A 25,941-nucleotide genomic window follows, 5' to 3' on the forward strand; every position below is an offset into this window, starting at 1 on the left:
TCATTCTGGACATTGTGGACCCACGTCAGGTCTGTTCCGCGTGCCAGGTATCGAAACCCGTCGTGATGTGGCGGCGGATTCCCGGGGCGGCGGGAATTCTTGTTACTCGGGGGTGTGGCCTTCGGCGTGGACGGTGTTGCCGTAGCAGCCTTCGGGTTGTCCGGCCAGGAGTGGCGGGAGTTGGCGGGTGATGGCGGCTACCGGTTCGGAGCGGGTGGTTGCGTCGTGGGCGGGCTTGTTGATCCAGAGTTGGGTGAGCCAGATGGTGTCGGGGTCGTCGGGGGCCGTGTTGATGGTGTAGGTGAGCAGGCCGCTGGTGGGGCCGCCGGCGCGGAACCCGTTCAGGAGCAAGGTGATCAGGTCGTCGCGGCGGCCGGGGAGGGCGGTCATTCGACCGTAGACGCTGAACATGGTGTCGTCGGACATCGGGTCACCCTTTCGGTTGGGCGGTGCGTCGTCGAGCCTACGTTGGAATCCGTTGCACAGGTTGGTGGTTGGGTGCCCGGCACCCGACGGCCGCGGCCGCGGTGAATCAGGCTGGGTGACTTGGCGATTGATTTGAATGCGGGGTTACGTTTTGCGGTGAGTCGGGGGTTTGGGGTGGCGGGGGTGGGGAGGGGGCAGGAGAATTTCGGGGTCTGGCCGGAGTGCGCGGTCGGGGAGAAAGAGGACCGCTATGGCGGGACGGCGACTGGTGGGGGCGGCGCTGGTCGGGCGGATGCGCGCGAAGGTGGCCGACGATGGGCTGCTGTCGGTGTTGCGGGACATCGGGTTCGTCAGTCTCGGGAAGTACGGGCAGTTCCTGGTGACCGCGGTGACCGTGCCATTGACCGCGCGGACGCTCGGGGTGAGCGGGGTCGGGCTGCTGGCCATCGGGATGTCGGCGTACTTTCTGGGCTCGCTGCTGGTGGACCTCGGCATCAATACGTTTCTGGCCGCGCTGCTGAACGAGGAGGGGCTCGACGAGCTGCGGGGGAGTTACCTGGCGGTGCGGGGCGCGGGGCTGAGCATCATCGCGGTGGCGCTCACGGCCGGGCTCGCCGTCGGCGCCGGCCCGCACCTGCGCATGATCCTGCTGGGGCTGTTCGTGGGCGGATTCCTGTCCATGTCCGAGGACTGGCTGCTGGTGGGGCAGGCCAGATTCGGGGCCTCGATGACCTATCAGATCGCCGGGCGGGCGGTGTACCTCGTGCTGCTGGTCGCGGTGCTGCCGCGACTTCCGCACGCCGAGGTGGTGCTGCTGTGCCTGCTGCTGTCGTCCGTGGTCACCGTCGCGCTGACCTGGCGGGACGCCCACACCCGGTTCGGCCGCCCGGGACGCCCCACCAAGGTCGTGATGATCCTGCGCACCGGTGCGCCCGTACTCGCGTCACGGCTGCTGGTGACCAGTTACGGCCAGGGCACCGCCACCGTCTACTCCTCGGTGCTGGACGCGGCCTCGCTCGGGTTGTATTCGGCGAGTGACAAACTCGTGCGCGCGGTGCAGTCGCTGCTCGATCCGATCGGGCTGGCACTGCTGCCCCGCATGGCGCGCGAGCGTACCGATCCGGGTTTCTGGCGGCACGAGATGCGCGCCCTGGCCGCCTGCGTGATCGTGGCCGCCGTTGCCGTGGCGGGGATCTGGGTAGCCGCCCCATTCGCCGTGCAGCTCATCTACGACGACGATTTCCGCGCCGTGGTGCCGATCCTGCGCGCGGAGGTCTGCATTCTGGTCGCCACCGCCACCACCTCGTTCGTCACCACCGCCATCCTGCCGGTGCGGCAGGACACCGTCGGCATCATGATCGGTGCGGTGGTCGGGACAGTAGTGGCGGCCACCGCGCTGCTCCTCACCCTGCGCACCCACTCGGTGTGGACGCTGGTGTGGGGCACGGTGGCCGCCGAATTCTGTGTCGCCGCCTGGTATCTCGCGCGGACCGGTCAGCTGGCCGCGCGCGAGCGGATTCAGCCGGCGCTACCGGCCACCCACTGATCCCAGCTCAGTGGGCACTACTTTGGCTACCAGCGTACCGTTCCGAAAAGCGCTGGCAGTCGGGCAATTTGGCGAGCCCTGATTACGCATGATTGATCCCACGTAAGCTACAGCTAAGCTACAGACAATCGAAGGGGGTTCCCGTGCCCGTCAAGAAGAGACGCGGCCGACGCGGCGAAGGCGCTTTCTACAAGCGCAAGTCCGATGGCCTCTGGATCGGTGCCATGGCCTATGAGGACGAGTACGGCGAGTCGCGCCGGGCCACAGTGTCTTCGGCGGACAAGGTGATCGCCATGGAGAAGTTCCGTGACCTGAAGGCGGAGATCGCCCGCGGTACGTATTCGCCGCGCAAGAAAATGACAGTGGCGCAATGGATGACGTACTGGCTGGACGAGATGGTCAAGCCGCACAAGGCACCGCGGACATACAAGAGCTACCAGGACACGGTGAAGAACCAGATCGTTCCGTTCGTCGGCGACAAGCAACTTCCCGTCCAGCCGGCCACCATCCGCGGAAACCTCAAACGCGTTGGCGACCAGTGGAGCCCGCGCACAGCCGAACTCACCCACAGTGTGTGGAACATGGCGATGAAGGCGGCGAAGGCCGAAGGCGTGATTCTGACAAACCCCGTCGAGAACGTCACGAAGCCCATGAACAAGGCCGCCGTCGGCAAGGCACTCACTTCGGAGCAGGCGCGCAGCGTGCTGCTCTCGGCGATGGAGACCAAGGACCCCATGGTGACCCGCTGGGCCACAGCGCTATTGCTCGGCACGCGACAAGGTGAAGCCCTCGGCCTCGAGCGCGATCGTATCGACCTGGAGCACCGAACGGTAGATCTGTCCTGGCAGATTCAGGCGCTGCCGACGAAGGACGGATACGACCTGGAGGACCCGGACCGATTCGACGTGCCGAACGGCTACGAGATTCGTCCGCTGTATCGCCGCTTTGCCCTCACCCGGCCGAAGTCGGACCGGTCGAAACGCCTGATCCCCCTACCTGATCCGCTGGCGGCCATCTTCGAGACCTATATGGACGCCACGCCGCCGAACCGATTCGGCCTGATGTGGGTCACGGACGCGGGTACGCCGATTCCGCATCGGTACGACTCGCAGGCGTGGCATGCCGCCCTGGTTCGTGCTGGGGTTCCTGACGTTCGCCTGCACGACGCTCGGCACACCACGGCAACCCTATTGCTGGAGATGGGCGTCGAGGAGTCCGTGCGCATGGCGATCATGGGGCAGAACACGGTGGCGTCGCACCGCATCTATGCCCACGTGGACCTCGACACGCAGCGCAAGGCGCTCGGCAATCTGGGCGGGCTGCTGGCACTGGAGTAGCACAAGGGTGGCGGCCAACAAGTCGACTTGAAACTCGCCCGCGAAGCCCTCGGGAACCTGGACGGCCTGCTGGAACTTTGCTGATTGGGATATGTTCTCCCTCTGGGGGATTCAAAACGATACAGTCGCGAGATGCTGCTCGCTTATATCGATGAGACATACCGAAGAGGCTCGCAGTTCTGGGTGTCTGCCCTGGTGTTGCCGGGCGACTGGATAGCCGCTGTAAGCGATGCAATGGACGCCGTGGTGGCGCGGGCGTCAGAGAAGTTCGACGGCATCGAGAAGACGGCCGAGTTGCATGGCTACGAGATCGACGCTGGGACCGGTCATTGGGAGCCCCTTAAGGGGCAAGCACGGGCACGGGTGGGTGTCTACACCGACGCGATCGAAACGATCGCGCAATTCGGCGATCTTGCATGGTTCCGGGGCGGCATCAATGAGAAGGCATGGTGGAGCGAGACTCAAGACCCGCACGAATGGGCACTGAAGTTCCTGCTCGAACGGATCAACAGCGAGGCTTACGCCAGGGGCGAGTACGTCCTCTGCATATGCGATGACGTCCACAACAGAGACAAGTATCGAGAACGCCTACAGCATTACCGCGAGTACGGGACCGGAGGCTATGCGTCGTCGAAACTCGGCCGTATCGTCGACACTCTGCACTTCGCGCCGTCCTGCCATAGTCGAATGGTGCAGGCCGTAGACCTAGTGACCTATGTTCTCAACCGCCACCAGCACCCTGCCGAGAACCCGCGCACTGCAGCCTTCTATCAGGGACTTTGGGACATGCTTGAGCCGCTTCGCAGTCGTGGAGTGTCCCGATTCTGGCCGACAAATACGTGAGTGCACCCGAAGGAAACGCCCAGATGCACGACGACCCCGCAGCGGCGGGGTCGAAGGCGGGTGGGAATCCCTACAAAGGATGTCCTCCCACGATAATAGCGATCGGCACTCATCACCGACAACAACGCAGTGAATTTCGCGCAGGCGTGTCCTCATGGCTGGTGCCACGGCCGCTGGCGGTCGAGCTCGCTGTTGACGTGCTGGACCTCGGCGGCCGTAATGTGCCGCAACCGGATTCGCAGAGTCGGCATGTCGACCCACAGTTCCTCGGCGAGCGCGTACTGATCGCTGGGCGATACCCACATCAGTGCCTCGGTGAGCGATGCCAGTGGGATGAGGCGCTTTGCGGCAATGATGCTGACCACTCGCTCTTCGATGGCTGCGAGTCGAGGGTCGCGGGGGAGCGGGCCGCGTTCGAGATGAACGATCTCATGGGTGAGGGCACATCGTCGGGCGGCCTGGCCGAGCCTTCGGTCGATGAAGATGCCGCGGCTGGTGACTACCGCACGCTTCTTGCCTGGCAGGGCTTCCGTGCACGTCACTGTCGTGCATGGGTGGCGTCGTCCGAGCTGACGCCACGGGTTCCATCGATGGCTATTCGTTGGTAAAGAACTCCCCATCACCGGAGTAGAACACATGTTCGAGTAGGGTAGCTAGGGGTTCGCGCAGTAGTTTCTATGACCTATCGTGCCAACCTGGCTACGGGATGTTGTCCCAGTCGGGGTCCTGTTTGTCCTCGTCTCCATCCTCAGGCTCGAAGGCGGCCAGCACTTCGTCCTCGTTGTAGACGGGCTGGTCGTCCTCGTCGATGTCGTGCCCGCCCTCGACGACAGATCTGTCGCGATTGGTCGGGCCTTGTCGGCCCCTGATGGTCCGCGAGCGTGCGTCAAGCCCTCGGCGCCCGCCCTCATCGCTGACCTTGAGCTCAAAGGGGACGAGCTCAACACCTCTGAATGCCGAAGAGTCGCGAGGGGCAGGGTCGTGGCGGTCGCCGGCGGTCCGTGAGGTCGAATCGAGATCTTCGGCGACGCCTGTCGTGTCCGCGTCTTCTGACTGCAAGGGGTAGCTCATAAAGGCGGGCCGCTGGCGCTTGCGCTCCCGGCTCTTCAATCGAGCTAATTCGCTTCCACTGCCAGCCAATTCGACAGCCAGGGTGTCGGCGAGCTCTGCAGCATAGTCCAGGTAGTCGATAAGTCCCTGCGCCTCCGGCGGCAGCACCTCCAGGACTTCTGGGCGATATAGGACGCCGGGCAGTCGGTGGAACGCCTCGTCGAGTGCGAGGGCAATGTTCACCGCGAGGTTGAGGTGCCTTCCAGTGCCCTCTGGCATAGGTTCACCAGCCATAGTGAGCAGTTGATGTGTGCCCTGTGCTATCTCAGTGTGTCGCTGGTGACGGCCTTCTAGATGACCCCACCGCTGCCAAGTCAAGGCTCGAGCGGTTTCGGTCGGTATGGAAAGAGTTGGATAGCCACCTGCAAGAATGGCGTCGACACTGCCTGGCGTCCAGTGCATAACATGGTCGAGAGCTTCACGGTCGATCAAGCTGAGCGAGCTGGCGTGAAGGTCTTCAAGTGCTTGTAGCACTGCGGTCGGTGGCCCTCCCAGCGGTTCAACCATCAGCTGGTTCATGTTCAGTTCGATGCGGCGATTGCGGACCATGTCACCAAGTCGGTTCAGGTCCTCTCTGGACAAACGGCGAGGCGGGGTCGCGTCCGCTGGTTGGTCTAGTTCGTGGCCGGCGGAACGTGTGATCCGCCGGCGCATCTGATCCAGGGTGCCAAACTGAAGTTCCAGCGCCGCTTCGATCTTCGCAACCGACGCGGTCCGCGGCCAGCGGACGCCGCGCTCCAGTCCCCTGAGTGTCTTGGGGTCGATCCCGGCGTGTTGGCTGAACTCCAGCTGCCCGAGCCCCATGCGCGTTCGTTCTCGTTCGACAAATTCTCCGACACGCTGCCGGGCATGCTCCTCAGTGTCCATGCACCCAGTCTGGCAGGGAACATGTGGGAACTTCAAGCGCCTAAGCTCCGCCTAGATACTCCACGTCGGTAACTGCGATTGTGCAGCTACTCGCCGTGTGGAGTTCCCGACAAATGCCGGATACTCGCGGAAATTGGACAGACACGGGAACATAGTTTGACTTGTTCCGCAAAGCTCCCTAGGTTCGTCCCTATGGAAACGGACCATCGGAGAGTCGCTGGCAAAGGCGTAGCTTCAACGCCTTTCGCGCCAGGGGAGTGGGAGCGGGTGGGCGCAACGCTTCGGTCACTTAGGGAACTCAGGGGATATAACCCGAATCAGTTTGCGGCTCTCCTGGGGATATCCCGGGCGTATCTCGTCAACATCGAGGCTGGTCGCAAGAAGCTGACGAACATCCTTCTAGCCAGATCGGCTGAGGCTCTCGCTGTACCGCAACTCGCCATCATGCGACCCGATGCCGGGCCCGAAGACAGCGGCGTCCAGCCACTCCTCCAAGAACGCCTGGACACCGCCGCCACTTCATCAACCCCAGCTCTTGAGGAAGCCGGAGCTCATGCACTCTAACCGACCCATCAGCGCGAACACCCATTCCAACGGGGTCGACATCGTCCCTGTGAGCGTTCCGGGGTCGTCGATGCCGATCCAGGTCGACACCCAACGCCGGACGGCAGTGTTCCGACCGATGGTCAATTTCTTCGGCCTCGACTACTCGACACAGCTCCGCAAGCTCAAGGGCAAGTCGTGGGCAACCCTGGTCACTAGCACCATGGTTGGTGCGGACGGGAAGAGCCGCGAGATGGTCAGCATCGACCGTCGAACGATGAGCATGTGGTTGGCGACGCTGGACGAGAACCGCGTCGCAGAGGACAAGCGTCCCGATCTGCGCGCCTATCAGGCCCAGGCCGCCGACGCGCTCGATGCCTACCTCCACGAAGGCGGCGCGATCAATCCGAACGCGACCGCCCAGCAGCTCGACCATGTCATGCAGCGGGCTCGCGCGCAGATGGAGATCATCCGGCTGGCTGACGGCATCATCGACCCGAAGCACCTGGAAGCCAAGGCGCGCATCGTGCTGGCCCGCGGTCTCGGCGAAGCGCCCGAGCTCGACCCTGCGAACACTCCGCTGTACATCCAGACCTACCTGGAGGAGAAGGGGCTGAGCCGGGCGAGTGTGAAGTCGCTCAGCAGCCCGTTCGGGAAACGGGTCAAGGCGGCGTACATCCTCAAGTGCGGGGATGAGCCGAAGAAGTACCCGCTCACCGCGTCGAACGGCCGCGTCGTCCAGGTGAACGCCTATGTCGAGTCGGACCGCCCCCTCATGGATGAGGTGTGGGACAGGTACTACGCCGAGGGTGAGCTGTCGGCATGACCGCCGAGGACATCGCCACATGCCGCGTCATACGCGAGGTTCGACTCGAAATGCGCCGGCAGCATAAGTCCACGGCTGATCTCGCCGAACTGCTCGGCGTGTCGCCGCGCGGAGCTCAGCGCCTTCTTGCTGGCGAGACTCGGGTGCTCGTTCACGAGCTGATCGGAATCGCCTTCTGGCTAGGCATCGCCTGCAGCGTGCTCATCGAGCGGGCGGGGGAGTAGCGATGGCCACCGAGTCACGAACCCGCATTCGCTACGCGAAGGCTGAGGCCGCGCAGATGCTCTCCATCTCCATCTCCACGTTCGACCGGCTTCGCCGAGCGGGCAAGATCATCGGCCGCCAGGACGGCGGGCGGGTGTTCTTCGACCACACCGAGCTGGAGAGCTACGCCCGGTCCTGCCCTGCTGAGGGTGCGGCCTAACTAGGTATACCGACCCGGCTTGTGGTCGGGCCCAATCCATTTCCCCGAACGCCCCGCCGGGCGGCTCAGCTCGGCGGGGCGCGGGATCTCATCATACGAGGGGACTATTACCCATGGCCAATCAGGCCTGCCCTGCCCGTACCGAGAAGCTGTACGCGCCAATGTTTCTCGGCATCAATCCGCTGTGGAGCATTGCGACGCTGTCGATCGTGATCCAGCCCGCGACCGCGGCGCCAGCGACGGAGACTGTCGACGGCGTCGTCGAGACCCGCATCGGCTACGTCACCATCGACGACTGCGACCGGCCGGTCCTCACGCCCTGCGAGCACGCTACAGCGCGCACGCTGGAGCGGCTGATCGCGATGACGTCCGACATCATCGAGTTCGAACAGCCCTGCAAGGGTGCGGCATTCGACATCTGGGCCCACGAAGAGGTGGCCTCGTGATCATCCTCGGCCATCTCATCCAAATCGGTTACAGCGCAGTCCTGTTGTGGATCGGCGCGAGCATCGCTGTCCATCACCGGCGCACTCGGCGTGAGGAAAGGGACTTGCGCGATGCAAGTCTCCCGGACACCCGACCGCCGGCCACGCACCATCGGCCCCGGACTGTTGGACGGGCCGCGTGATGTGGCAGGACAACGCGGCGTGCGCCGATACCCCGACCGAGGTGTTCTTCCCTCCCGGCAGCAGTGACGATCCGGAACGACGAATGTTGGTGCGCCGCGTGATCCGGCTGTGTGAAGGATGCCCGGTGCGTCGCCGCTGCGCACAGGCTGCGCTGGACAACCGCGAACGCTACGGCATCTTCGCTGGCGTCGACCTCGGCGACGACGTCCTGGACCGAGGGTCGTCGCACTACCGGCGTAAGAAGTTGCGTCGCATCGCCAAGGCCGCAGCGTGAGCGCGGTCGAGCTCGGCGACGGTGAGCGGATCGCGCGCCAGTGCCGCCGCTGCGGCGGCTGGCTGGTATCCGCGGAATCCATCTCGTCCGGGCTCGGCCCGGTGTGTGCACGCCATGAGCGCGAGGACGCACGCCGGGCCGCATCCGACATTCCCCTCTTCGAGCTGGAGATGACTCGATGACCACAACGGAACTGCCCGCGGACCTTTCGCCCGACGAGGCCCGCGTCTACGTCGTGACCATGCTCGACGCGTGCCGCAAGGCGGAGCAGGCCGCCGCGCTCAACAAGATCCGCTACGTGCTGCTGGCCCGCCGCTACGGGCTGACTCTCGCCGAGATCGGCGAGTACCTCGATATGTCGAAATCCCGTGTGTTCCGGGCGATCCGACGGGCCGAGGATTCGCCCAGCGATGGCAGCGAGGCGCAGTAGATGCGTATCCGATCCATCAAGCCAGAATTCTGGCGGTCCGACGACATCGACGCACTCGAATGGGATCACCGGCTCGTGTTCATCGGCCTGTGGTCCTACGTCGACGACAACGGCGTCGGCCTCGACAAGCTCTCGTCGATCTGCGCTGACCTGTTCGCCGCCGACTTGGAGCGAGACCCTCGCGAGACATTCGCGAGGGTTTCCGAAGCCCTTCAGAAGTTCGCCGAACGTGGCCTGATTCAGCGGTACGCCGTCGGCGGAAAGAAGTATCTGTTCGTCACCAAGTGGGATCGCCACCAACGGGTTGACAAGCCGAACAAGCCGCGTTTCCCGACCCCGACCAGCGAAAACCCAGTCGTCGATACAGCTTTCGCGACATCCTCGCGAGAGTCTCACGAGACCCTCGCGCCTGGAACAGGGGAACAGAGGAACAGGGGAACAGAGAGTTCTCCTACGGAGAACTCTTGTTCAACGGCTGCGCCGTCGAACGTTGTCGCGCACCGCGGCGACGACTCGAAGCAGCGGGCGAAGCTGGGCGAGCCGCGAGGGTTCGCTGACTTCTGGAGCGCCTATCCGCGCCGCCAGGGCAAGGGCGCGGCCATGAAGGCGTACGCCAAGGCGATCAAGACCACCGACCCCAGCGTCATCCTCACGGCCGCTGCGCGCTTCGCTGCTGACCCGAACCGTGACCCGCAGTACACCGCGATGCCCTCGACGTGGCTCAACCAGGAGCGCTGGTCCGACGAACCGTTGCCAGCGCGCAATAGCGGCAATCGCGGGGCCGCCCGCGTCAGCCGCGATCAGAAGATCGCCGACCTCGAGCGCTTCAAGACAAATCCAAATCCCGCGATCCTGAACGCTTTCGGCGGCCCACCCGATATCGGTACCCAATTCGATCCCGGTCGTCCGCCCCGAGCGCTTCCAGGCAGCAGTGCGCACGCTGCGAATTCGCCTGCCGCCTACCAGCCCCCGCTTCTAGGAGAAGTTTCGTGACCTGCAACCTGCCCACCGCGCCGAAAGGCAACACCCCACCCGGGCTCACCAACGACGAGATCGTCACCCTGCTGCAGATCATCACCGCCTACGACAACCGCAGCGTCGACAGCGCCACTGTCGCCGCCTGGCGCGAGGCCGGCCGCCGTCGCCGCTGGACGTTCGACGAGGCCGTCGAGGCCGTGCACGTGCACTACTCCCACAACACCGCCTGGCTGATGCCCGGCCACATCACGCAGATCATCCGCCGCGACCGGGGAAGGAACTGGCAGGAATGAACGACCACCACACCCCCTACGATGCGACCGCCGAACGCGCCCTCATCGGCACCGCGCTCCTCGCGCCGGACCGCTGCCGCAACGAGTTCCTGTCGGTCCAGCCAGACGACTGGTTCAACCCCGAGGCCCGCCACATCGCGATCGTCATCGCGGAGATGATTACTGCCGGCCACCCGGTCGACCAGAACACCGTGCTGGTCGAGGCGCAGAACCGCGGCCTGGTCCCGGCGCGGATCAAGCCGCGGACCCTGCTCGACTGCGGCGACGCCGCAGGCCTGCCGGAGTCGGCTGGGGTGCACGCCGAACGGATCCGTGCGCTGTCGGCGGCCCGCAAGCTGTCCCAGGTCGGGATGCGTCTGGCGCAGCGTATGGAGACCGCCTGGACGTCGGGTACCGACCCGGCCGACATCGCGGCCGCGATCAGCGAGACCCGCCGCGCGTGCGACGACGCCGAACGCATCGCCACCGCGGCGGCCGAACCGCCCACGCGCATGGGCGATTTCCTGTCCATCCCGGACCGCCACGACTGGCTGGTGCCCGGCCTGCTCGAGCGCATGGACCGGATCGTGCTCACCGGCGCCGAGGGCGGCGGCAAGTCCGTGCTGTGCTCGCAGATGGCCTGCACCCTCGCCGCCGGACTGCACCCGTTCACCGGGACCGTGCTCGGCGCTGGCCGCCGCGATATCCGTGTTCTGGTTGTCGATTGCGAGAACTCGCCCGCGCAGTCCCGCCGCCGCTACCGGTGGATGACCAACCTCGTCAATCAGCGCCGCTCCCTGTGTGAAATGGCGCCGGTCGACTGGAACGACACCATGGCCATCGAAGTCCGGCCCGCCGGAATCGACCTGCTCACCGGCCCCGACACTGCATGGCTGGAACGTGTCATCACCGACACCGCCCCCGACCTACTCGTCCTCGGCCCGCTCTACAAGCTCCACCATGAGAACCCCAACGACGAGAAGCCCGCCCGCGAAATCGCCTGGGTCCTCGACGGATTGCGCGAACGCCACGGCTTCGCACTGCTGTCGGAAGCCCACGCGGGCAAGGGACAGGCCAGCGACGGCACCCGCTCCATGGCCCCGATCGGATCCAGCGTGTGGATGCGCTGGCCCGAGTTCGGATTCGGACTCCGCCGCTCGGCCAACGACACCAGCAAGGGCCGCGCCGAACTTGTCGACGTCGTGTCCTGGCGCGGATCCCGCGAGGAACGCCTCTGGCCGTCCAGCCTGCAGCACGCCCACATCCTGCCGTGGATGCCCGCCGACCCCGCGTACTACGAGCAGCTGCACGCCGCCAACCACACCGCTGCCTGATCCCATCCGGATCCCATCCGAAAGGCATCGCCATGCCACGCGATCACACCGACCTCCTACGGAAGCTGTGGAGCCGCAGAGACTTCCGCGCCCTGCAGCGCACCGCCCAAGCCCTCTACGTCCAGCCGCTCACCGACGCCATGCTCACCACCGCCGGCGTCCTGCCGCTCATGGTCGATAAGTGGGCCACCGCCTGCGACTACATCACCGACGCCGACATCCGCACCGACCTGAAGACCCCCATCGAAGCAGGTTTTGTGATCGTCGATACCGGGACGTTCGAAGTGCTACTGCGCTGGTACCTCGACCTGGCCGGACTCACCCGACACCCCAACCACCTCAAGGGTGCCCTGCGCGCGTCCGAGGCCGTCGAAAGCCCGCTGCTGTGTGAGGCATTGGCGGTCGACCTGCTCGCCCTCGGCCTGACCGGCGACGCTGCGGAATCTGTCGAGCGACTCATCGGACCGGAGTCCGACCCCGATCCCACCCCGATCCCATCCGGGAGTGCCCCAGTCGGGATCCTGAAGGAGGCCCGCCATGCCTGACCGAGACCACCTCGACGAGGTCGCCGAGCTCCTGACCCGTGACCTCGTGCACTACATCCACGCGGGATGGCCCACCTGGGAAGGGCTTTCGAACACGCGACGCGAGGCGTACCTTGCCCGCGGCTGCCGGGCTGCCGAAGGCGTTGTCGAGAAGCTCACCCCGTCGAGCGAGGCCTTGGCCGAGGCGTACATGGCGGGCTACACCAACGTCGTGATCGGCGGAATCTGCGAGGCCGTCGCAGGACACCTCAGCTTCGCCGCGGTCGCAGCCCACACCGCGACCGCCAGCAGCGTGGCCAAGATCATCGCCCAGTTGCGCGACGAACCAGCCGTGTTCGAGTTCGTCGGGGCGCGCCTCGCCGAAATCTCTGCCGCCACACCGACGAACTGACCGAGGAGAGATAGCGATGGACACCACTTTCATCGAGCGCCACCAGCTTCCGTTGCTGCGGCGGCTGCTGTGCAGAATCCCCGCCCTCGCCGCCGACCTCCACCACACCCGCACCAAGCAGGCCCGCCTCGGCTCGATAGGCGACGGCAAGTCCCAGAAGGTTTTCGGCCAGCCGCTCCCGTATCACCTAGGCGCGGCCAAGGTCGCTGACCAGCTGCACGCCGAGCTGGTCAGCTGGGTCCGACTGGTGTGCGAACAGCGGGCCATCACCTACCAAGGGCCCACCAGCACAGGAGGTCTCGCGCTGTGGCTGGAGCGGCACATCTACTCGCTCGCATGCACCGAGGGCGCGCAGGACTGCTACCCGAACCTGCACGCCCTCGCCAAGAAGGCTGATGCGATCGTGTGCCCGCCGGCCTTCGAGCCAGTGGTCGACGCCGAGCGCGTCGCGCAGGCCCGGCGGTGGCAGCTGAACGCCGCCGGAATCGCCACCGTGGCACGAGAGCTCGGCGAGGAGTACCGACACCTCACCCGGCGTCGCGTGTTCGTGCTCAAGGACGCGGGAGAGATCGCACCGCTGCCCGGGCCCTGGCAACCCGGCTACCCGCTGCTGTTCCTGCTCGGCGACGTGCTGGACGCACACCTCCGCGTGCCGATCCGGGCGCGCCACGCGGAGGCCAGCTGAAGGAGAGAGGATCACGGAGCACCGATCGAATGGAGGCTGGCCGAATGACCCAGCACACCCTGTTTGAGTCTCACCCGTGCGGTTTCGATGGCTGCCCCGGCGAAATGTACGAAATCGGCAAGTACGACTCGGTGGCGGATGCCCGCGCGTCGGCCGAAGCCCAGACGGACTGTCTGATCGATTGGAGGCCGAAGCCTTGCTTCAACGCCGGAACCATGTACGGCTACCCAGGCGACGAGGACTGCGCGCCCTGGAAGTTCATCATCAAGTGGGACGACGACCTGGAGTAATCCTGTCGCGGACGCACCTCGGCGTGCCGATCCCGGCGCGGCACGCCAAGGCGGGCTGATGCGGGTGACGAGGGGACTATCTCGCGGTCCCACCAAGTTGCTGAGCGTGGTACAGATTTCTACCGGCAGCCTCTGGGTTCATGCCCGCGACTATGACATTGAGTGCCAATCTGCACTGATCTGCTGGAGCCTGGTTGACGCCAGCCTGCCATGCCATACCGTGCTTTGCATGGTGGCTAGTATGCGTTGGGGTTGGTGAGTTGGCAGGCGAATCAGAGCAGGCGAAAGGGCGTCAGGGTGCTCTATTGGCGAAGCTATGGCTCAATCGGACCACAAGGGCTACGTCATGTATTGTAAACCCTGATAACTTCGCCAAGCAGAAGCTCACATTAAAAAAGGCCGACTATCGTACGTTGAACGACGTCTTCTCGTTCGATCTTGGAGGTCGGTTGCGGGGTGGAGAACTTGAGGGGCAGGATTTTCTGGCGGAAGTCAAGAACTATAAGAACTCCTCAAATCTTCCTGGCCATTTCCGCGACTTTCTAGCGCATTGCTATCGCGCCATGATCGTTCAGCATCTAATGGCTGACAACTTCTTTTGGATCGCCTTTTCTCCGCACACGGCGAGCAAGTGGGACCAACTCGCTAACGCTGACGCGGTTAAGGCTGCAGTTTTGGACACCGAAACTCGTGGGATTAATTTTACGCCTGAACAAGACCCGCAGGAAGAGTTCTTGGAGGAAGTTGCGAAAGAAGTTTCGAATCGAATATGGATGATCGTCCTATCTGAAAAGCAAATCAAACACTTGACGCTCCTGGAAGAGCATCATAGAATTATCGAGGGCCATATCGTCCAGTCGGCAGGGGAGATTATGCTATGACTTCCTATGAAGCGATACAAGAAGCAGCGGAAATCCCTGACTTTTATGAGTCGGTGACTCGTGTCAAAGAACTTGCCGCTCGAACGATCTCCGATGCCGATAAGAACGTGCGCGTCTTTTCGACTGAGAATTTCAACCATTCATACTTCCCCGACTTCGTGCTCCGGTGGCCCGGCCGTGAGCGCTTTGTATTCCTTAGAACCTCCTCGTATGCTGAGGAAATTGAAGAAGATGTAGTCAATCTTGCAGGCAAGCATCCGATATTCATGCAACTGAGCGAGTTTCGGCCCTACGGTGACGACCCGTCGCCGCGCCGGGCGTTGGATGCGCTGAGCGCCGCTGCACGTTCAACCAAGAGCCTCGTCACCAGTGTTCCTGCTATCGAGCTTTTAGACGGCCCGCGATCGGAGCGAACCGGTCGAATACTGTCCTCCTATGTAATGCGGGGCGGCAGAGGATTGGTGGAGGATGATGCCGCGCCTGCCCTGGCTGAACGTGTTGAAACAGGATTCAACGGTGCCCTCGGCGCTGATCGAGCCCCGACTGCGGCCGCGCTCGAAGTTCTAGAAGGGTTGCTTGACCCGCCGACCAACGCCGAGTTCACACATCTACTTGAAGCTGCGTGGATCAGCGGTGGAGGCTCGGCGCTTGATTTTCCAGGATCGATTACCACGATCGGCGAAAATTTGTCCGCGACTCTACTGGCTCAGCTCCTCGACATTGTTCCCGAAAATATCGAGGAATTCTGGAACCAGGTTGGAAACGCGATAACGATTGATTCGTTCGATAATATGGACCTTGTCGGCTCCCAGCCAAGATTGCAGCTCATCATGCGAACCGCAATCGGCAAGCTTCTAGCGAAGCGTTGCAGTATTCGCCGAACATATCGATCAGATCAGGAATTCGATCCGTTCATGTGGCAAGTGTACAACGGTATTCTGTCGCTACGCGGGGGTGGCTTCCAGGCGTGGATGGGGAAGGTGCCTTCGGGCCTGGAAGGTGAACATTCAGTCGACGATCTTCCGACTCTCACGAAAGTTTCTACTCGTTCGGAGAACGCGGGTCTCACCCTCACGGAGATTGGAGTGCGTGACGCACAAGAATTGTCGGTCAGATTCTCGTCCTCCGACGGACGCGACATCGCCACCAGTGAGCTCATTCACCGCGTGAGTGATAGCCTTGGTACCTCGGTCAAGGTCGACAGCGTAACAGCTCGCGTCAACGGAAAAGCGCTGCGGGTTGACCTCGAAGCCGGATTCGCCTCAGTTAATACAACTGCACTCGTCGACCTGTCAGATCTTGTGTGGAATGCATGGAACATTCTTGCTGAGACTGATAGTGAAGACGTGAGAGTCGAGCTGCGGAATGTACTCGCTGTTGAAAACTATGAGGGAATATCTTCAAGTGATGTCATGCGTGAATTGCCGGCAATGCCAACGAATGCGCTGGACGCGCCGACAATGAAAGCGCTGCCAAGCGCGGACGGCGACCAAATCGACGAGTGACGGTATGGACGTGGAAGTGGTAGGTCGCACGCACGATAACCCGCATGTCATGGCTCTCGACCTGCCTACGGCTGGGACGTGATCTCGTTACGGACAACCCATCTGCTACGCTAGTCGCGTAGCGCGTGAACTGTCCGCGCAGCAACGACCCCACCAGGGCGTCGAATTCTGGAGGCCACCACGGGAATCCCGTGCGTGGCCTTCGCCATTCCCGCACCCTGCACCGGCCACAGAACACCACTTCGGACAGCGGGCGTGAGTTCAGGGCGCAACCACCACAGCCACATTGGGAGTAGCTGTCGTATTGGGGTATGACCGCGGACTGGCCTTGAACGGATTGCCGTGCCCCAGCCTGTCGATGATGCGATGCTTTGCCTGTGGCTCAATGGCTTCCGTTGCTCAGTGCTCTTGTCGTCGCATGTGTGACGCTCTTCGGTATCCGCCTCAACAACCAGACGAACCGAGCCGCGATCACCGCATCGGACCGGCGAGAGCACTTCAAGTGGCAGCGGGACACGATCCTCCGACTGAGCGGAGAAGCGCTTGACGCGGCCGCTCGTGCGAGGTCCGAACTCAACAGACTTTCCCTCGGCGAGATCGAGTCTCGGGAGGACTTTCTGAAGTTTCTGGAGAGACTGGTCGAGCAGCACCACCGGCTGTCCCTCAGGGCGGACATGCTGTCGATGCTCGATGCCGGGGAGATCGGACTGGCGTACAACGAGCTTCGGGATTTGGTGGCCGACAAGGAGTACCTCGGACTGGCTGGCCAACTCGGCTCATTCGACGACCATGGGCACCCGCTCGGCGACGACGAGGAACTCAGCCCTCAGGAACGGCAGAACTTGTACAACCAGCTTTGTACATTTCACGCCAACTTTGACCACATGGTTGACATGGCTATCGATATCACCAAGGCCGAAATAGGCCGATGGGATCACTCCTGCGGCGTGCCCCCCGCTGCCTCTTGGCTTGAACGCAGCTCGGCTATCGAAATCCCTCTCGTGACAACGAAGTGGGGCGCGAGGTAACGATGCGTGGTCGTATCGGACCATGATATGCCGGTGTCCCTGCTGTGTTGGATAGCGTTAGGAGTGGCGTGCACCTAGGAATGGGTGCACGCCACTCCCTTTTTGTCTTGCAGCGCGTCAAGCCGGACCGACATGACCCGGCAAGCAGCTAGGGAACACCGCAAACCCACATCCGCGCCCGGATGAGTTCCACAACCCTGGATGCCTGTCCAATCCAGGGAGCCGCTGCGCGCTGCAACCCACGTCCCAGGCCGGGCCGCCGAGAGCGACGACTACCCGCTCAGTCCCGGCCTGGCACCGTCCCGAACCGTGAGCACCTGCGGCACTCCCCGCCCGCCCTGCCCGGTTCGGGACCCATTGGTCCGTAGCTCAATCGGCAAGAGCAGCCGTCTCCAAAGCGGCCGGTTCCAGGTTCGAGTCCTGGCGGATCAGCGCATCACCCAACCGAATAGGAGAACCATCATGGGCACCATCCTCGTTGACGCCGCCTCCGCTGCGGCGCATGCCGTGGACTGGGAGGACGTCATCATCGCCGTCATCAAGGCGCTGTTCTGATGACGCTGCATCACCCCATCCTGCGGCTGCCGCTGTGGTGGCCGAACCCGCTGGGCTGCTGGCTGTTCGGGCCCTGGGGCTGAGCGTGGCCGGGATAAGCGGCGGCCATGCGTTCGCCGCGGCATGGGACTGCGTGACTCAGTAGTCGAACACCGCGCCGGTCCCGCCGCCGTCCCCGTCTGTGTCGGGATGTGTGCGCCGCAAGAGGGCCATCTTGATTGATCTAACAAGGCGAGTGGCACCTAGCCAGATCAGCGTACCCACGACAACGCCGAGAGATAGCGAATATGCGTGCTCAAGCGTTGCACCGCTCGACAAGGTCACAGCCATGAGCAAACCTGCCAGGAGGAGTCCGACTGCAAGCGTCGCGAGCGCAGACTGCCGGTCTAAACGCTGCTCTTCGCGGGCGACCGCCACGCGTTCCTCTTCTGTCGAGAATGGCGGAAGGATGTCTCCCTCCTTGACTCGAATGCTCGCCACTGCCCGCTGGATTGCACGATCGAGTGCCTGTTGACCTTCGAGACCCTGAGGCCAAGCAGCCCGTGCCTTGAGCAGCAGATCAAGGCGATCGTATGGCGATTTCCGAGCGTTCCGAAGCAGGAAGTATCCGGCGATCACTGCACCGACGATCGTGCCTGTAGGAGTCGCGAGCGTCAAAAAGTCCTTCCAGCTCGCCGCCACGTTCGTCTGAGCTGGATCTGCTGCAAGCCAGGCGATCACGCCCGCGATCCTTCCAGCTGAGCGAGCAACATCGGTGATTGCCGCACGGAGGAACAACGCAGAAGGCTCCAAAGGAGTTGGCCCGCCCTACTCGAAACCAGGAGCGTCTGTGACGACATCAGGTGTGCTGCAGTGTGTCTGGACCGCCCACCGGCGGCCTACGTGCGTCGGCCCTATACCCAGGCTGGTGGCTTCGACACCGCACCCTGGTGGCGGCAGTGAGGGCGAGCTCACCACCCGCCATGCCTTGGGCACCGATCGAACAACGTTCTCCGGCGCGCTCCGCTCGACCCTGACCGGCCGGTGACCCGCGCCCGGCTGCGCGTCTGCGCGGTCGCGGGTTGCCCTGAGCTGCAGGCCGCCCCGAGGTGCGCCGAGCACCAGGGCGACCAAGAGCGGCACCGCCGGCAGACCACACCGACCAAGGCCACTCGCGACTACGCCGAGCAGCAGCGGCGCGCGGCGGTCGTCCGGGCGCACCGCCAGGGCCATGGCGATTGGTGCCCCGGATGGGGGCGGCCGGCGCACCGGTCCGCGGACCTCACCGCCGACCACATCACCGCCATCGCAGCTGGAGGTGATCCGCGCGGACCGCTCCAGGTGTTGTGTCGATCGTGCAACGGCCGCAAGGGAGCCCATAGCCACCCACCCCAGGGGAGGTGACCCCGTACCCCCCCTCCGCGTTTGGCCCCGGCTGAGGGCGCTGCTTGGTGCGGAGGGTTCAAACGTTCCGGACCAGCCAATTAGCCCACCGGCTTCCACACTCCCATCCCTCGGCTGGTGAACTGTCCGTCGGATGGAGCGATAGTGACGGTCACCTCTTGGGCCGAGGTTACGAAGCTGTTGTCGATGATGTCGCCGGACCGGCTGGTTCGCTCCCAGTACCCGTTCTCGATCAACTTCCCTGCCGACGCGGTCGTCTTGTAAGTGCCCGGGCGAATCTGGTTCGGACCGTCGCCAACGGTCAACGTGCCTGAGCCATACCAGTATTCGATGTCGCCGGCCTGCACACGCCTGTAGGCTTCTTTGATCAGGTCATCGCCGAGCATGCTGACCCCGGCTGCCAGCATGTCCGGGTTCCAGTGCTTCGACCACTCCGCATAGATTTGCGTGGGTGAACGGCTGGCATCCGGCGATGTGACCTGTTTGATGAAGCTGAGAACGGCCGCTGCTGGTCTGCGGACAACATCGGACGGAGCGCCAGAGGATCCGGCCGGGGCGTAATACTCCGGCGGGGTCCAGCCCTTCTCGTAGGCCAGTTTGTTGAACTGGTCAACTGGGAGGTTTCCGAACTTCGGTGGAGCGGTAGTCGCTGTAACCCTGGGCGTAAACGGTGTCGCTCGAACCTCGAAATCAGAGAGTATGAACTCGAAGTCACGGCCAGTAACGCTCGATAGGTCGGCGTCCGTTCCGACAACATGTGGATGGAGGCTGAACATAGACTGCCCGCCGACACCATTCGCAATCATCTCGTTGGTAGCGCGCCCCTCCTTGCCCGTGAAGTAGACATCAACAGGAACGCCATTCTGTCGAACCTGAACGGTGGCTCGAATGCTCCTTTCGGGGCCGAAGGTCCACGTCGATTCGTCAAACTGCGTGTTCGCGATATCTACGCTGACGTACGGCCGTTCGTGCCCGCCACCTCCGATGTCCGTCGTCTCGTAGTAGAAGGTGGCCTTCAGGCCGCCCTGCTCGAAAATCTTCGGAGATGTCCGGGTGACCGAGGGGTCGATACTGATAGTCGTGGCAGCGGCATCGCTGTCATGGCCTCCAGATCGGATCAGCGCCACGCCAGCCACCGCCGCGATTGCTGCAGTGATGCTGGCGCCGATCAGAATTGCTCTCTTCTGCATGCTCCTCCGTTCTGTGTGCCGCAAGAACGGCCATTCTTCCTGGCTGGCGCGATGCCCGTCCAGGGTTTCCGACCGGTAGCGCGACGCTGTCAGGTGGAGGTGACCAATGCGCGGTGGCGCACGTAATCGCTCAGGGCCGCAGCCGGATCCGAAGTCCGGCAGGTCCGACCGGCGCGGCCTGCAGTCGACCGCCTTGCCCAGCGAGGGCCACTCGGGCCGACCGCCGAAGTTTCCACTCATGCCCCGCAACGTGTTGCGGTGGGAGTACGGCGAGAAGGGCGCACGGTGGCAGGTCACTGATGAGGACGCGACTGAGGCCGTCAAAGACCGCGAGGCCCAGCTGTGGAAGTGGGCGTGGAAGACGCCGCAGGCGGCGGCCTGGGCGGCTGAGCCGTGGCGGTGGCAGGCCGTCGCCCACTGGGTTCGGACCTCGGTGATCTGCGAATCGAACGAGGCGACGGCCGCTGACCGCGGCTCGCTGCATCGGTTCGCCGACCAGATCGGTTTGACGCCGGCCGGGCTGAGGGAGAACGGCTGGAGCATCGCCTCCGACGAGGTCGGCCAGGCGCGCACCGCCGCGGCCGGGAAGTCCACTCCTGCAGCACCTTCGACACCCGCCCGCCGCCTGCGGGCTATGCCCGGTGGCGGGGCCTGACGGGTGGCTGGTCGAGTGGCCAACGCTCGGCGATATCGGCGAGGCATGGGTCCGCCAGCACTGCCGGATCCCTGACGGCTTCCGCCGCGGCGCCGAATTCGTCTGGTCCGACTGGCAATTCTGGTGCGCCGCGAACTATGGACGGATCCGCGCCGGTGTCGAGTGGGTATCCCCGGACCAGCCGCTGTTCAACCAGGCATTCGTCTACCGCCGCATGCAGGTGGTCGCACCGCAGAAGACAGGCAAAGGGCCGTGGGGCGCGTCGATGGCGTGCCTGGAAGCTGTTGGCCCGTCGCAGTTTCTGGGCTGGGCGGCCGCCGGTGACGGGTGGGCGTGCTCGGACTGGGGTTGCGGCTGCGGCTGGGAATACGAGTATCTGCCCGGCGAGCCGATGGCGATGCGTCACCCGTCGCCGGTGCTGCAGCTGACCGCAACCAACGAGGACCAGGTCGGCAACGTCTATCGACCACTGACCGCCATGATCAAGCTCGGCCCGCTGTCGGACCTGATGGTCGTGCGCGAGGGATTCATCCGCATCCTGGACGGCGTCGGTGGCGACGACTTCGACCGCATCGACGCCGTAACGTCCAGCGCCACAGGTCGAGTCGGTAACCCGATCTCCTGGGCGCTGCAGGATGAGACCGGCCTGTACACCAAGCGGAACAAGATGGTCGGCATCGCCGAGACCCAGCGCCGCGGCGCGGCCGGTATGGGTGGTCGTACCATCGAGACCACGAACGCGTGGGACCCGTCGGAAAATTCGACGGCCCAGCGCACGTGGGAAGCGAAGGCGCCGGACATCTTCCGGTTCTTCCGCCAGCCACCAGCGTCGCTGTCGTGGGGCAACAAGCGCGACCGGCGCAAGATCCTGCGCCACGTCTACGCCGGTAGCCCGTGGGTGAACCTGGACTCGATCGAGGCCGAGGCCGCCGAGCTCAATGAGCTCGACCCGGCTCAGGCCGAACGATTCTTCGGCAACCGCCTGGTCGCCCGCATGGGTTCCTGGCTGCCGCAAGGACTCTGGGAGAGCCGCTATGCCGAAGATCTGGCTACCTAACCCGCCGCCAGGTACACCGATCTGCCTGGGCTTCGACGGGTCGGAGAACAACGACTGGACCGCGCTGCGTGGCGAGACCCGCGGCGGGCTGCAGTTCACTCCGCGCTACGGGCCCGACCGCCGGCCGACGATCTGGAATCCCGACGATTGGGGTGGGCGGATCCCACGCGGCGAAGTGCATGCGGCCATCAGCGAGGTTTTCCGAACCTGGTCGGTCGCACGCATGTACGCCGACCCATACGACTGGCGCAGCGAGATCGGTGACTGGGCACTGGAGTACGGCGACGAGCATGTCGTCGAGTGGCCGACGAACCGGGTTACGCCGATGTACGGCGCGATCCGCCGGTTCGAGATCGATCTGAAGACCGGGCGCATCCAGCAGGACGGCTGCCCGATCGCCGCGGCCCACATCGCCAACTGCCGCAAGGTCGCCAAACCCGGCGACAAATACGTGCTCGGCAAGCCTGCCGACCACCAGAAGATCGACGGAGCTATCACCTCGATCCTCGCCCACGAGGCTGCCTCGGATGCCCGTGAGGCGGGCTGGGAAGACGTCGATGGCCGCATGTTCTGTTTCAGCTGAATCGGAGGTGAGCCCCTTGGTCGAATTGCGGACGCAGCTCACCGCTGATGAGCGCGACATGCTCGGCAAGCTCAACGCCAAGCACCACAAGAACGTCTTCCAGGACAAGCTGCTCGACGCCTACTTCGAAGGCTCGCAACGGCTCAAGCACATCGGCCTGGCCGTGCCTGAAGAGTTGCGGATTTTCGAGCTGGTCGCGAACTGGCCTGGCATGTACGTGCGGGAACTCGCGCGGCGGGGGAAGGCGAAGGCCGTCTACCGCCCGGGGCGGGGCTTGGCTGACGTCGAGCTGCAGGATGCGTTCCGGCTCAACAACCTTGCCGCTCAACTGCCGCTGCTCATGGAGGAAACCCGGGTCTTCGGCCGCGCCTACGCGTTCGTCGGCAGCAACGACGACGACCCCGAACACCCGCTGATCACTATGGAATCCGCCCGGCAGATCTCGCACCTGGTCGACCGGCGCCGCCGTCGACTATCTGCCGTGTTCCGCCAGTACCGCGAGGACAACGGCGAGCGCGTCGGCACGCTGTTCTTGCCGGACAAGACGCTTCAGGTCGTTGCCGGTCGCGGCGGCTGGACACTCGACGGAATCGGCTCGGACAACGGCCGAGACGAACACAACCTCGGCCGTGTTCCGGTCGTCCTGTTCCTGAATCGGCAGCGGCTCGGCACGTGGCGTGGCAGTTCGGAGATGACCGACCTCATGGGCATTACCGACGCTTGCGCGCGGACGCTGACCAACATGGGCGTCGGTGTCGAGACCCACGCTGTGCCACCGCGGTGGGCGCTCGGTATGAGCAAAGGCGATTTCGTTGACAAGGACGGTAATCCGCTGCCTGTGTGGAAGTCCTACTACCAGTCGATCTGGGCCACCCAGAAGAGCCCCAAGGACGCTGCGCTGGGCCAGTTCTCGGCGACGGACCTGCGGAACTTCCACGAGACGGTGAAGCTGTACGCCGGCCTGGCCAGTTCCGTGACCGGGCTGCCGTTCCGGTACTTCGGCGAGAACACCGCCAACCCCGCGGCCGAGGGCGCGATCCGTGCCGACGAGTCGCGCATCGTGTCCAACGTCGAGGACTTCAACGAGCAAGTCGGCGTCGGTCTGGGCTGGACCATGGCCCTGTACGAGCGATTCCGCACGGGCGAGTGGCCGGCCCCCGACGAGGCGATCTCGGTGCAGTGGCGCAACCCCGCGACCCCGACCAAGGCTGAAGAGGCCGACGCGATCCAGAAGCTCAACGGCGGCAACCCTGTGCTGTCGCGCGAGGGTTCCTGGGACGAGATGGGCTGGGACGAGGAGCGCAAGGCCCGCGAGCGCGACTACTTCGATCAGGAGTCCGCCGACCCCGCCCTCGAGCGGTTCGCCAACCGCATGACGGGAGCGCAGGGCAATGGCAACACTGCTGGCAGCGCCGCAAGCGGCAACTGAGTTCGACCGCGCCCAGCGCGCCGTGTCGGGCGATGTCCTCGACGAGGTCGCTGCCCGGTGGGGGACCCTGCCGCCCAAGGATTTCGACGCTTGGTTCGCCCGCAATGTCGACCGCCTGGTCCGCCTGGTCGCCGCCGGGCAGGCCGCGGCCACCGCGGACGCGGACGGGTACGTCGGTGACGTGCTCGACGAGCAGGGCATCGGCACCGCGCAGGAGGCACGCCCGAACCCTGGCCGGCTGATCGGTGTGACGTCCGACGGGCGCGGCATCGACGGCTTGTTGCATCAGGCCGTGGTCGATGCACAGCAGCGCGTCGCCCGGGGTGAGTCGGCCTATATGGCCTGGCAGAGTGCTGGCCAACTGGTCCACACGTATGTGCAGACCGAGCTCGCCGACGTCGGCCGGGCCGCGACCGGGCTCGGCATCGTGTCCCGGCGTAACATCGGGTATCGGCGAATGCTGGTCCCGCCCAGCTGCTCTCGCTGCGTCGTCCTGGCGGGCCGGTTCTACGGCTGGTCGGCAGGGTTCAAACGGCATCCGAACTGCAACTGCCGGCATATCCCGTGCCGTGAGGATGTCGCCGACGACGTGCGCACCGATCCGCGCCGGTACTTCGAGAGCCTGACCGTGGCCGAGCAGGACAAGGCGTTCGGTGCCGCTGGCGCGCAAGCGATTCGCGATGGTGCCGATATGGCGCAGGTGGTCAACGCTGACCGTGGTGTGAGCGTGGTGGGCGGCCGCCAGCAGCGTACGAACGTCTACGGGCGGCAGCTGCTGATCACCAGCGAGGGAACGACCCGGCGCGGCATCGCCGGGAAGATCTTCCGGGCCCGTGGCCGCAACTCGCGCAGAACACCGCGGCTCATGCCCGAGGCGATCTACGAAATCGCCGAGAGCCATGAGGACGCGCTGAATCTGCTGCGCAAGAACGGCTATCTGCTCGACGAGTTCCCGACCAGGAAACGAGCCACGCAGGGCCCGCACCACACAGAAGCCACATCCACCGAGGCGCCCGCACCCGCTGCGCCGGCCGCGTCGACCCCGGTCGCTGAACCGGCAGCGCCGAAGTCGCGCAAGGCATCACGGTTTGCTGGCCACTCGACCGCGGACTTGTCGGCGCGGCTGAACGCGAAAGCCGAGGCCGGAGAGATCGACGACGAGTTCGACGCCCTGGCCGCCGAGATCGACAAACGCGACCAGCGCGCCCAAGTGGAGCGCGACCGACGCGCCGCCAAGCGCGACGCGACCGCCCGGTCCCGCGACGACAAGTACGAGCAGCTGCTCAGACAGGGCGTGGATGACGAGACCGCGATCGAACAGGCCTACGGTGTGTCCGTGCCCGATCAGCGTCGCCACAACGCGCGGTCCTACCTGGCCGGTTTGGGCTACCAGGGCAAGGGACTCGACGAGCAGATCCGGGCCTGGCACCGTGACGAAGCGCACCAGGCTTGGCTGAATGCCGAGGACTCGACGAACGGCTACATGCTGTCGAAGGCTGGCGAAGCTGCGGGCATTGATCCGCGCAAGCTGTGGTCGATGCCCGAGGCTCGCGCCACCAAGTACGCCTCCGAGGAGCTGCGGGCGTGGTGGGATGAGAACGGCCGCGCTACCGTGTCCGAGCTGAAGGCACAGCTACTGGACCCGACCGAGCTGGCCCGGATCCAATCGCGCCGAAGGGATTTCTTGCAATGAGCGAGGACTACCGCGCCGCGCACGCTGCGGGCCGCGCCGCCTACGACAACGGCGAGCCGGTCACGGCCAACCCGTACGCCACCGCAGCGCGGGAAATGACCGCCCGCGAGCGCATGGTGGACCAGCTCACCCCGGCCGAGGTGAACCCACGTGCCGCCGCGCTCGCGCGGCTGTGGCTCACCGGCTGGCAATCCGGCCGCGACGCCGCCGAATCCTCCCGCGCCTAGCGGGA

Annotated in this window: 32 protein-coding genes and 1 tRNA gene; 29 read left to right on the forward strand and 4 right to left on the reverse strand. The window is 64.5% G+C overall.

Translation table 11 applies throughout. From position 1 onward, the window contains the following. Positions 1-102: 102 nt before the first annotated feature. Positions 103-426 (reverse strand): putative quinol monooxygenase, encoded by a 324-nt coding sequence (locus ACWEKS_RS14805; RefSeq protein ID WP_452340567.1) that lies wholly within the window; start codon positions 424-426, stop codon positions 103-105. Between the two features lie 292 nt (positions 427-718). Between ACWEKS_RS14805 and ACWEKS_RS14810 the strand changes: the two genes are divergently transcribed. From ACWEKS_RS14810 to ACWEKS_RS14825, 4 genes are all read left to right on the forward strand, one after another. Beyond that, complete coding sequence (locus ACWEKS_RS14810; protein ID WP_452340727.1) at positions 719-1,972, forward strand: lipopolysaccharide biosynthesis protein; 1,254 nt, start codon at positions 719-721, stop codon at positions 1,970-1,972. Between the two features lie 143 nt (positions 1,973-2,115). After that, positions 2,116-3,309 carry a tyrosine-type recombinase/integrase gene (locus tag ACWEKS_RS14815; protein ID WP_452340568.1) on the forward strand — a complete coding sequence of 398 codons (1,194 nt, stop codon included), beginning with the start codon at positions 2,116-2,118 and terminating at the stop codon, positions 3,307-3,309. 132 nt (positions 3,310-3,441) lie between these two features. Beyond that, positions 3,442-4,152 carry a DUF3800 domain-containing protein gene (locus tag ACWEKS_RS14820; RefSeq protein WP_452340569.1) on the forward strand — a complete coding sequence of 237 codons (711 nt, stop codon included), beginning with the start codon at positions 3,442-3,444 and terminating at the stop codon, positions 4,150-4,152. A gap of 23 nt (positions 4,153-4,175) precedes the next feature. Further along, positions 4,176-4,760: a hypothetical protein gene (locus tag ACWEKS_RS14825; protein WP_452340570.1), complete on the forward strand. Its 585-nt coding sequence runs from the start codon at positions 4,176-4,178 to the stop codon at positions 4,758-4,760. A 91-nt stretch (positions 4,761-4,851) separates the two neighbouring features. Here ACWEKS_RS14825 and ACWEKS_RS14830 read toward each other — a convergent pair whose 3' ends face one another. After that, on the reverse strand, positions 4,852-6,129 hold the full coding sequence (locus ACWEKS_RS14830; protein WP_452340571.1) for a helix-turn-helix domain-containing protein: 1,278 nt from the start codon (positions 6,127-6,129) through the stop codon (positions 4,852-4,854). A gap of 192 nt (positions 6,130-6,321) precedes the next feature. Here ACWEKS_RS14830 and ACWEKS_RS14835 point away from each other — a divergent pair, with 192 nt between their 5' ends. The 19 genes from ACWEKS_RS14835 to ACWEKS_RS14925 all read left to right on the forward strand — a co-directional run bounded on the left by ACWEKS_RS14835 (position 6,322) and on the right by ACWEKS_RS14925 (position 17,596). Further along, positions 6,322-6,693: a helix-turn-helix domain-containing protein gene (locus ACWEKS_RS14835; protein ID WP_452340572.1), complete on the forward strand. Its 372-nt coding sequence runs from the start codon at positions 6,322-6,324 to the stop codon at positions 6,691-6,693. A gap of 70 nt (positions 6,694-6,763) precedes the next feature. Continuing rightward, positions 6,764-7,498 (forward strand): phage antirepressor N-terminal domain-containing protein, encoded by a 735-nt coding sequence (locus tag ACWEKS_RS14840; RefSeq protein WP_452340573.1) that lies wholly within the window; start codon positions 6,764-6,766, stop codon positions 7,496-7,498. Continuing rightward, a complete protein-coding gene (locus ACWEKS_RS14845; RefSeq protein WP_452340574.1) occupies positions 7,495-7,722 on the forward strand; it encodes a hypothetical protein in 228 nt (75 codons plus the stop codon). The genes ACWEKS_RS14840 and ACWEKS_RS14845 overlap by 4 nt, the downstream gene beginning before the upstream one ends. 2 nt (positions 7,723-7,724) lie before the next feature. Continuing rightward, positions 7,725-7,922 (forward strand): helix-turn-helix domain-containing protein, encoded by a 198-nt coding sequence (locus tag ACWEKS_RS14850; protein ID WP_452340575.1) that lies wholly within the window; start codon positions 7,725-7,727, stop codon positions 7,920-7,922. A gap of 113 nt (positions 7,923-8,035) precedes the next feature. Beyond that, positions 8,036-8,368, forward strand: a complete 333-nt coding sequence (locus tag ACWEKS_RS14855) for a hypothetical protein (RefSeq protein ID WP_452340576.1) — start codon at positions 8,036-8,038, stop codon at positions 8,366-8,368. A 181-nt stretch (positions 8,369-8,549) separates the two neighbouring features. Further along, positions 8,550-8,825, forward strand: coding sequence for a WhiB family transcriptional regulator (locus tag ACWEKS_RS14860; RefSeq protein WP_452340728.1), 276 nt, complete (start codon positions 8,550-8,552; stop codon positions 8,823-8,825). After that, the gene (locus ACWEKS_RS14865) at positions 8,822-9,007 is read left to right on the forward strand and encodes a DUF6011 domain-containing protein (RefSeq protein ID WP_452340577.1); all 186 of its coding nucleotides are present in this window, start codon (positions 8,822-8,824) and stop codon (positions 9,005-9,007) included. Before ACWEKS_RS14860 ends, ACWEKS_RS14865 begins: the two co-directional genes overlap by 4 nt. Next, positions 9,004-9,255, forward strand: coding sequence for a hypothetical protein (locus ACWEKS_RS14870; protein WP_452340578.1), 252 nt, complete (start codon positions 9,004-9,006; stop codon positions 9,253-9,255). Before ACWEKS_RS14865 ends, ACWEKS_RS14870 begins: the two co-directional genes overlap by 4 nt. Next, positions 9,256-10,248, forward strand: a complete 993-nt coding sequence (locus tag ACWEKS_RS14875; RefSeq protein WP_452340579.1) for a hypothetical protein — start codon at positions 9,256-9,258, stop codon at positions 10,246-10,248. Beyond that, positions 10,245-10,526, forward strand: a complete 282-nt coding sequence (locus ACWEKS_RS14880; RefSeq protein WP_452340580.1) for a hypothetical protein — start codon at positions 10,245-10,247, stop codon at positions 10,524-10,526. The genes ACWEKS_RS14875 and ACWEKS_RS14880 overlap by 4 nt, the downstream gene beginning before the upstream one ends. Next, complete coding sequence (locus ACWEKS_RS14885) at positions 10,523-11,839, forward strand: AAA family ATPase (RefSeq protein WP_452340581.1); 1,317 nt, start codon at positions 10,523-10,525, stop codon at positions 11,837-11,839. Before ACWEKS_RS14880 ends, ACWEKS_RS14885 begins: the two co-directional genes overlap by 4 nt. 32 nt (positions 11,840-11,871) lie before the next feature. Then, on the forward strand, positions 11,872-12,384 hold the full coding sequence (locus ACWEKS_RS14890; RefSeq protein WP_452340582.1) for a hypothetical protein: 513 nt from the start codon (positions 11,872-11,874) through the stop codon (positions 12,382-12,384). Continuing rightward, entirely contained in the window at positions 12,377-12,775 is a 399-nt protein-coding gene (locus ACWEKS_RS14895; RefSeq protein ID WP_452340583.1) for a hypothetical protein, read from the forward strand. The genes ACWEKS_RS14890 and ACWEKS_RS14895 overlap by 8 nt, the downstream gene beginning before the upstream one ends. Before the next feature lie 16 nt (positions 12,776-12,791). Continuing rightward, a complete protein-coding gene (locus ACWEKS_RS14900) occupies positions 12,792-13,460 on the forward strand; it encodes a hypothetical protein (RefSeq protein ID WP_452340584.1) in 669 nt (222 codons plus the stop codon). A 44-nt stretch (positions 13,461-13,504) separates the two neighbouring features. Next, entirely contained in the window at positions 13,505-13,750 is a 246-nt protein-coding gene (locus tag ACWEKS_RS14905) for a hypothetical protein (RefSeq protein WP_452340585.1), read from the forward strand. 260 nt (positions 13,751-14,010) lie between these two features. Beyond that, positions 14,011-14,631, forward strand: a complete 621-nt coding sequence (locus ACWEKS_RS14910; RefSeq protein WP_452340586.1) for a hypothetical protein — start codon at positions 14,011-14,013, stop codon at positions 14,629-14,631. Further along, positions 14,628-16,136 carry a hypothetical protein gene (locus ACWEKS_RS14915; RefSeq protein WP_452340587.1) on the forward strand — a complete coding sequence of 503 codons (1,509 nt, stop codon included), beginning with the start codon at positions 14,628-14,630 and terminating at the stop codon, positions 16,134-16,136. The genes ACWEKS_RS14910 and ACWEKS_RS14915 overlap by 4 nt, the downstream gene beginning before the upstream one ends. A gap of 422 nt (positions 16,137-16,558) precedes the next feature. After that, the gene (locus tag ACWEKS_RS14920; RefSeq protein WP_452340588.1) at positions 16,559-17,164 is read left to right on the forward strand and encodes a hypothetical protein; all 606 of its coding nucleotides are present in this window, start codon (positions 16,559-16,561) and stop codon (positions 17,162-17,164) included. 358 nt (positions 17,165-17,522) lie between these two features. Continuing rightward, positions 17,523-17,596: transfer RNA gene (locus ACWEKS_RS14925), tRNA-Trp, on the forward strand. A 261-nt stretch (positions 17,597-17,857) separates the two neighbouring features. Here ACWEKS_RS14925 and ACWEKS_RS14930 read toward each other — a convergent pair. Together ACWEKS_RS14930 and ACWEKS_RS14935 are read right to left on the reverse strand one after the other, a co-directional pair. Continuing rightward, positions 17,858-18,439 carry a hypothetical protein gene (locus ACWEKS_RS14930; RefSeq protein WP_452340589.1) on the reverse strand — a complete coding sequence of 194 codons (582 nt, stop codon included), beginning with the start codon at positions 18,437-18,439 and terminating at the stop codon, positions 17,858-17,860. Positions 18,440-19,182: 743 nt separating this feature from the next. After that, complete coding sequence (locus ACWEKS_RS14935) at positions 19,183-20,532, reverse strand: hypothetical protein (protein WP_452340590.1); 1,350 nt, start codon at positions 20,530-20,532, stop codon at positions 19,183-19,185. Between ACWEKS_RS14935 and ACWEKS_RS14940 the strand changes: the two genes are divergently transcribed. Genes ACWEKS_RS14940 through ACWEKS_RS14965 form a run of 6 tightly spaced genes read left to right on the forward strand, consistent with a single transcriptional unit; the run spans position 20,531 to position 25,936 of the window. Continuing rightward, positions 20,531-20,947 carry a hypothetical protein gene (locus ACWEKS_RS14940; RefSeq protein WP_452340591.1) on the forward strand — a complete coding sequence of 139 codons (417 nt, stop codon included), beginning with the start codon at positions 20,531-20,533 and terminating at the stop codon, positions 20,945-20,947. The two genes, ACWEKS_RS14935 and ACWEKS_RS14940, sit on opposite strands and share 2 nt — an antisense overlap. Further along, entirely contained in the window at positions 20,934-22,004 is a 1,071-nt protein-coding gene (locus tag ACWEKS_RS14945) for a terminase (RefSeq protein ID WP_452340592.1), read from the forward strand. Before ACWEKS_RS14940 ends, ACWEKS_RS14945 begins: the two co-directional genes overlap by 14 nt. Next, the gene (locus ACWEKS_RS14950; RefSeq protein WP_452340593.1) at positions 21,982-22,587 is read left to right on the forward strand and encodes a terminase; all 606 of its coding nucleotides are present in this window, start codon (positions 21,982-21,984) and stop codon (positions 22,585-22,587) included. Before ACWEKS_RS14945 ends, ACWEKS_RS14950 begins: the two co-directional genes overlap by 23 nt. A gap of 7 nt (positions 22,588-22,594) precedes the next feature. Next, complete coding sequence (locus tag ACWEKS_RS14955; protein WP_452340594.1) at positions 22,595-24,016, forward strand: phage portal protein; 1,422 nt, start codon at positions 22,595-22,597, stop codon at positions 24,014-24,016. After that, on the forward strand, positions 23,979-25,709 hold the full coding sequence (locus tag ACWEKS_RS14960; RefSeq protein ID WP_452340595.1) for a VG15 protein: 1,731 nt from the start codon (positions 23,979-23,981) through the stop codon (positions 25,707-25,709). The genes ACWEKS_RS14955 and ACWEKS_RS14960 overlap by 38 nt, the downstream gene beginning before the upstream one ends. Then, positions 25,706-25,936, forward strand: a complete 231-nt coding sequence (locus ACWEKS_RS14965) for a hypothetical protein (RefSeq protein WP_452340596.1) — start codon at positions 25,706-25,708, stop codon at positions 25,934-25,936. Before ACWEKS_RS14960 ends, ACWEKS_RS14965 begins: the two co-directional genes overlap by 4 nt. Positions 25,937-25,941: the final 5 nt, after the last annotated feature.

The sequence above is a fragment of the Nocardia sp. NPDC004711 genome (assembly GCF_053601595.1).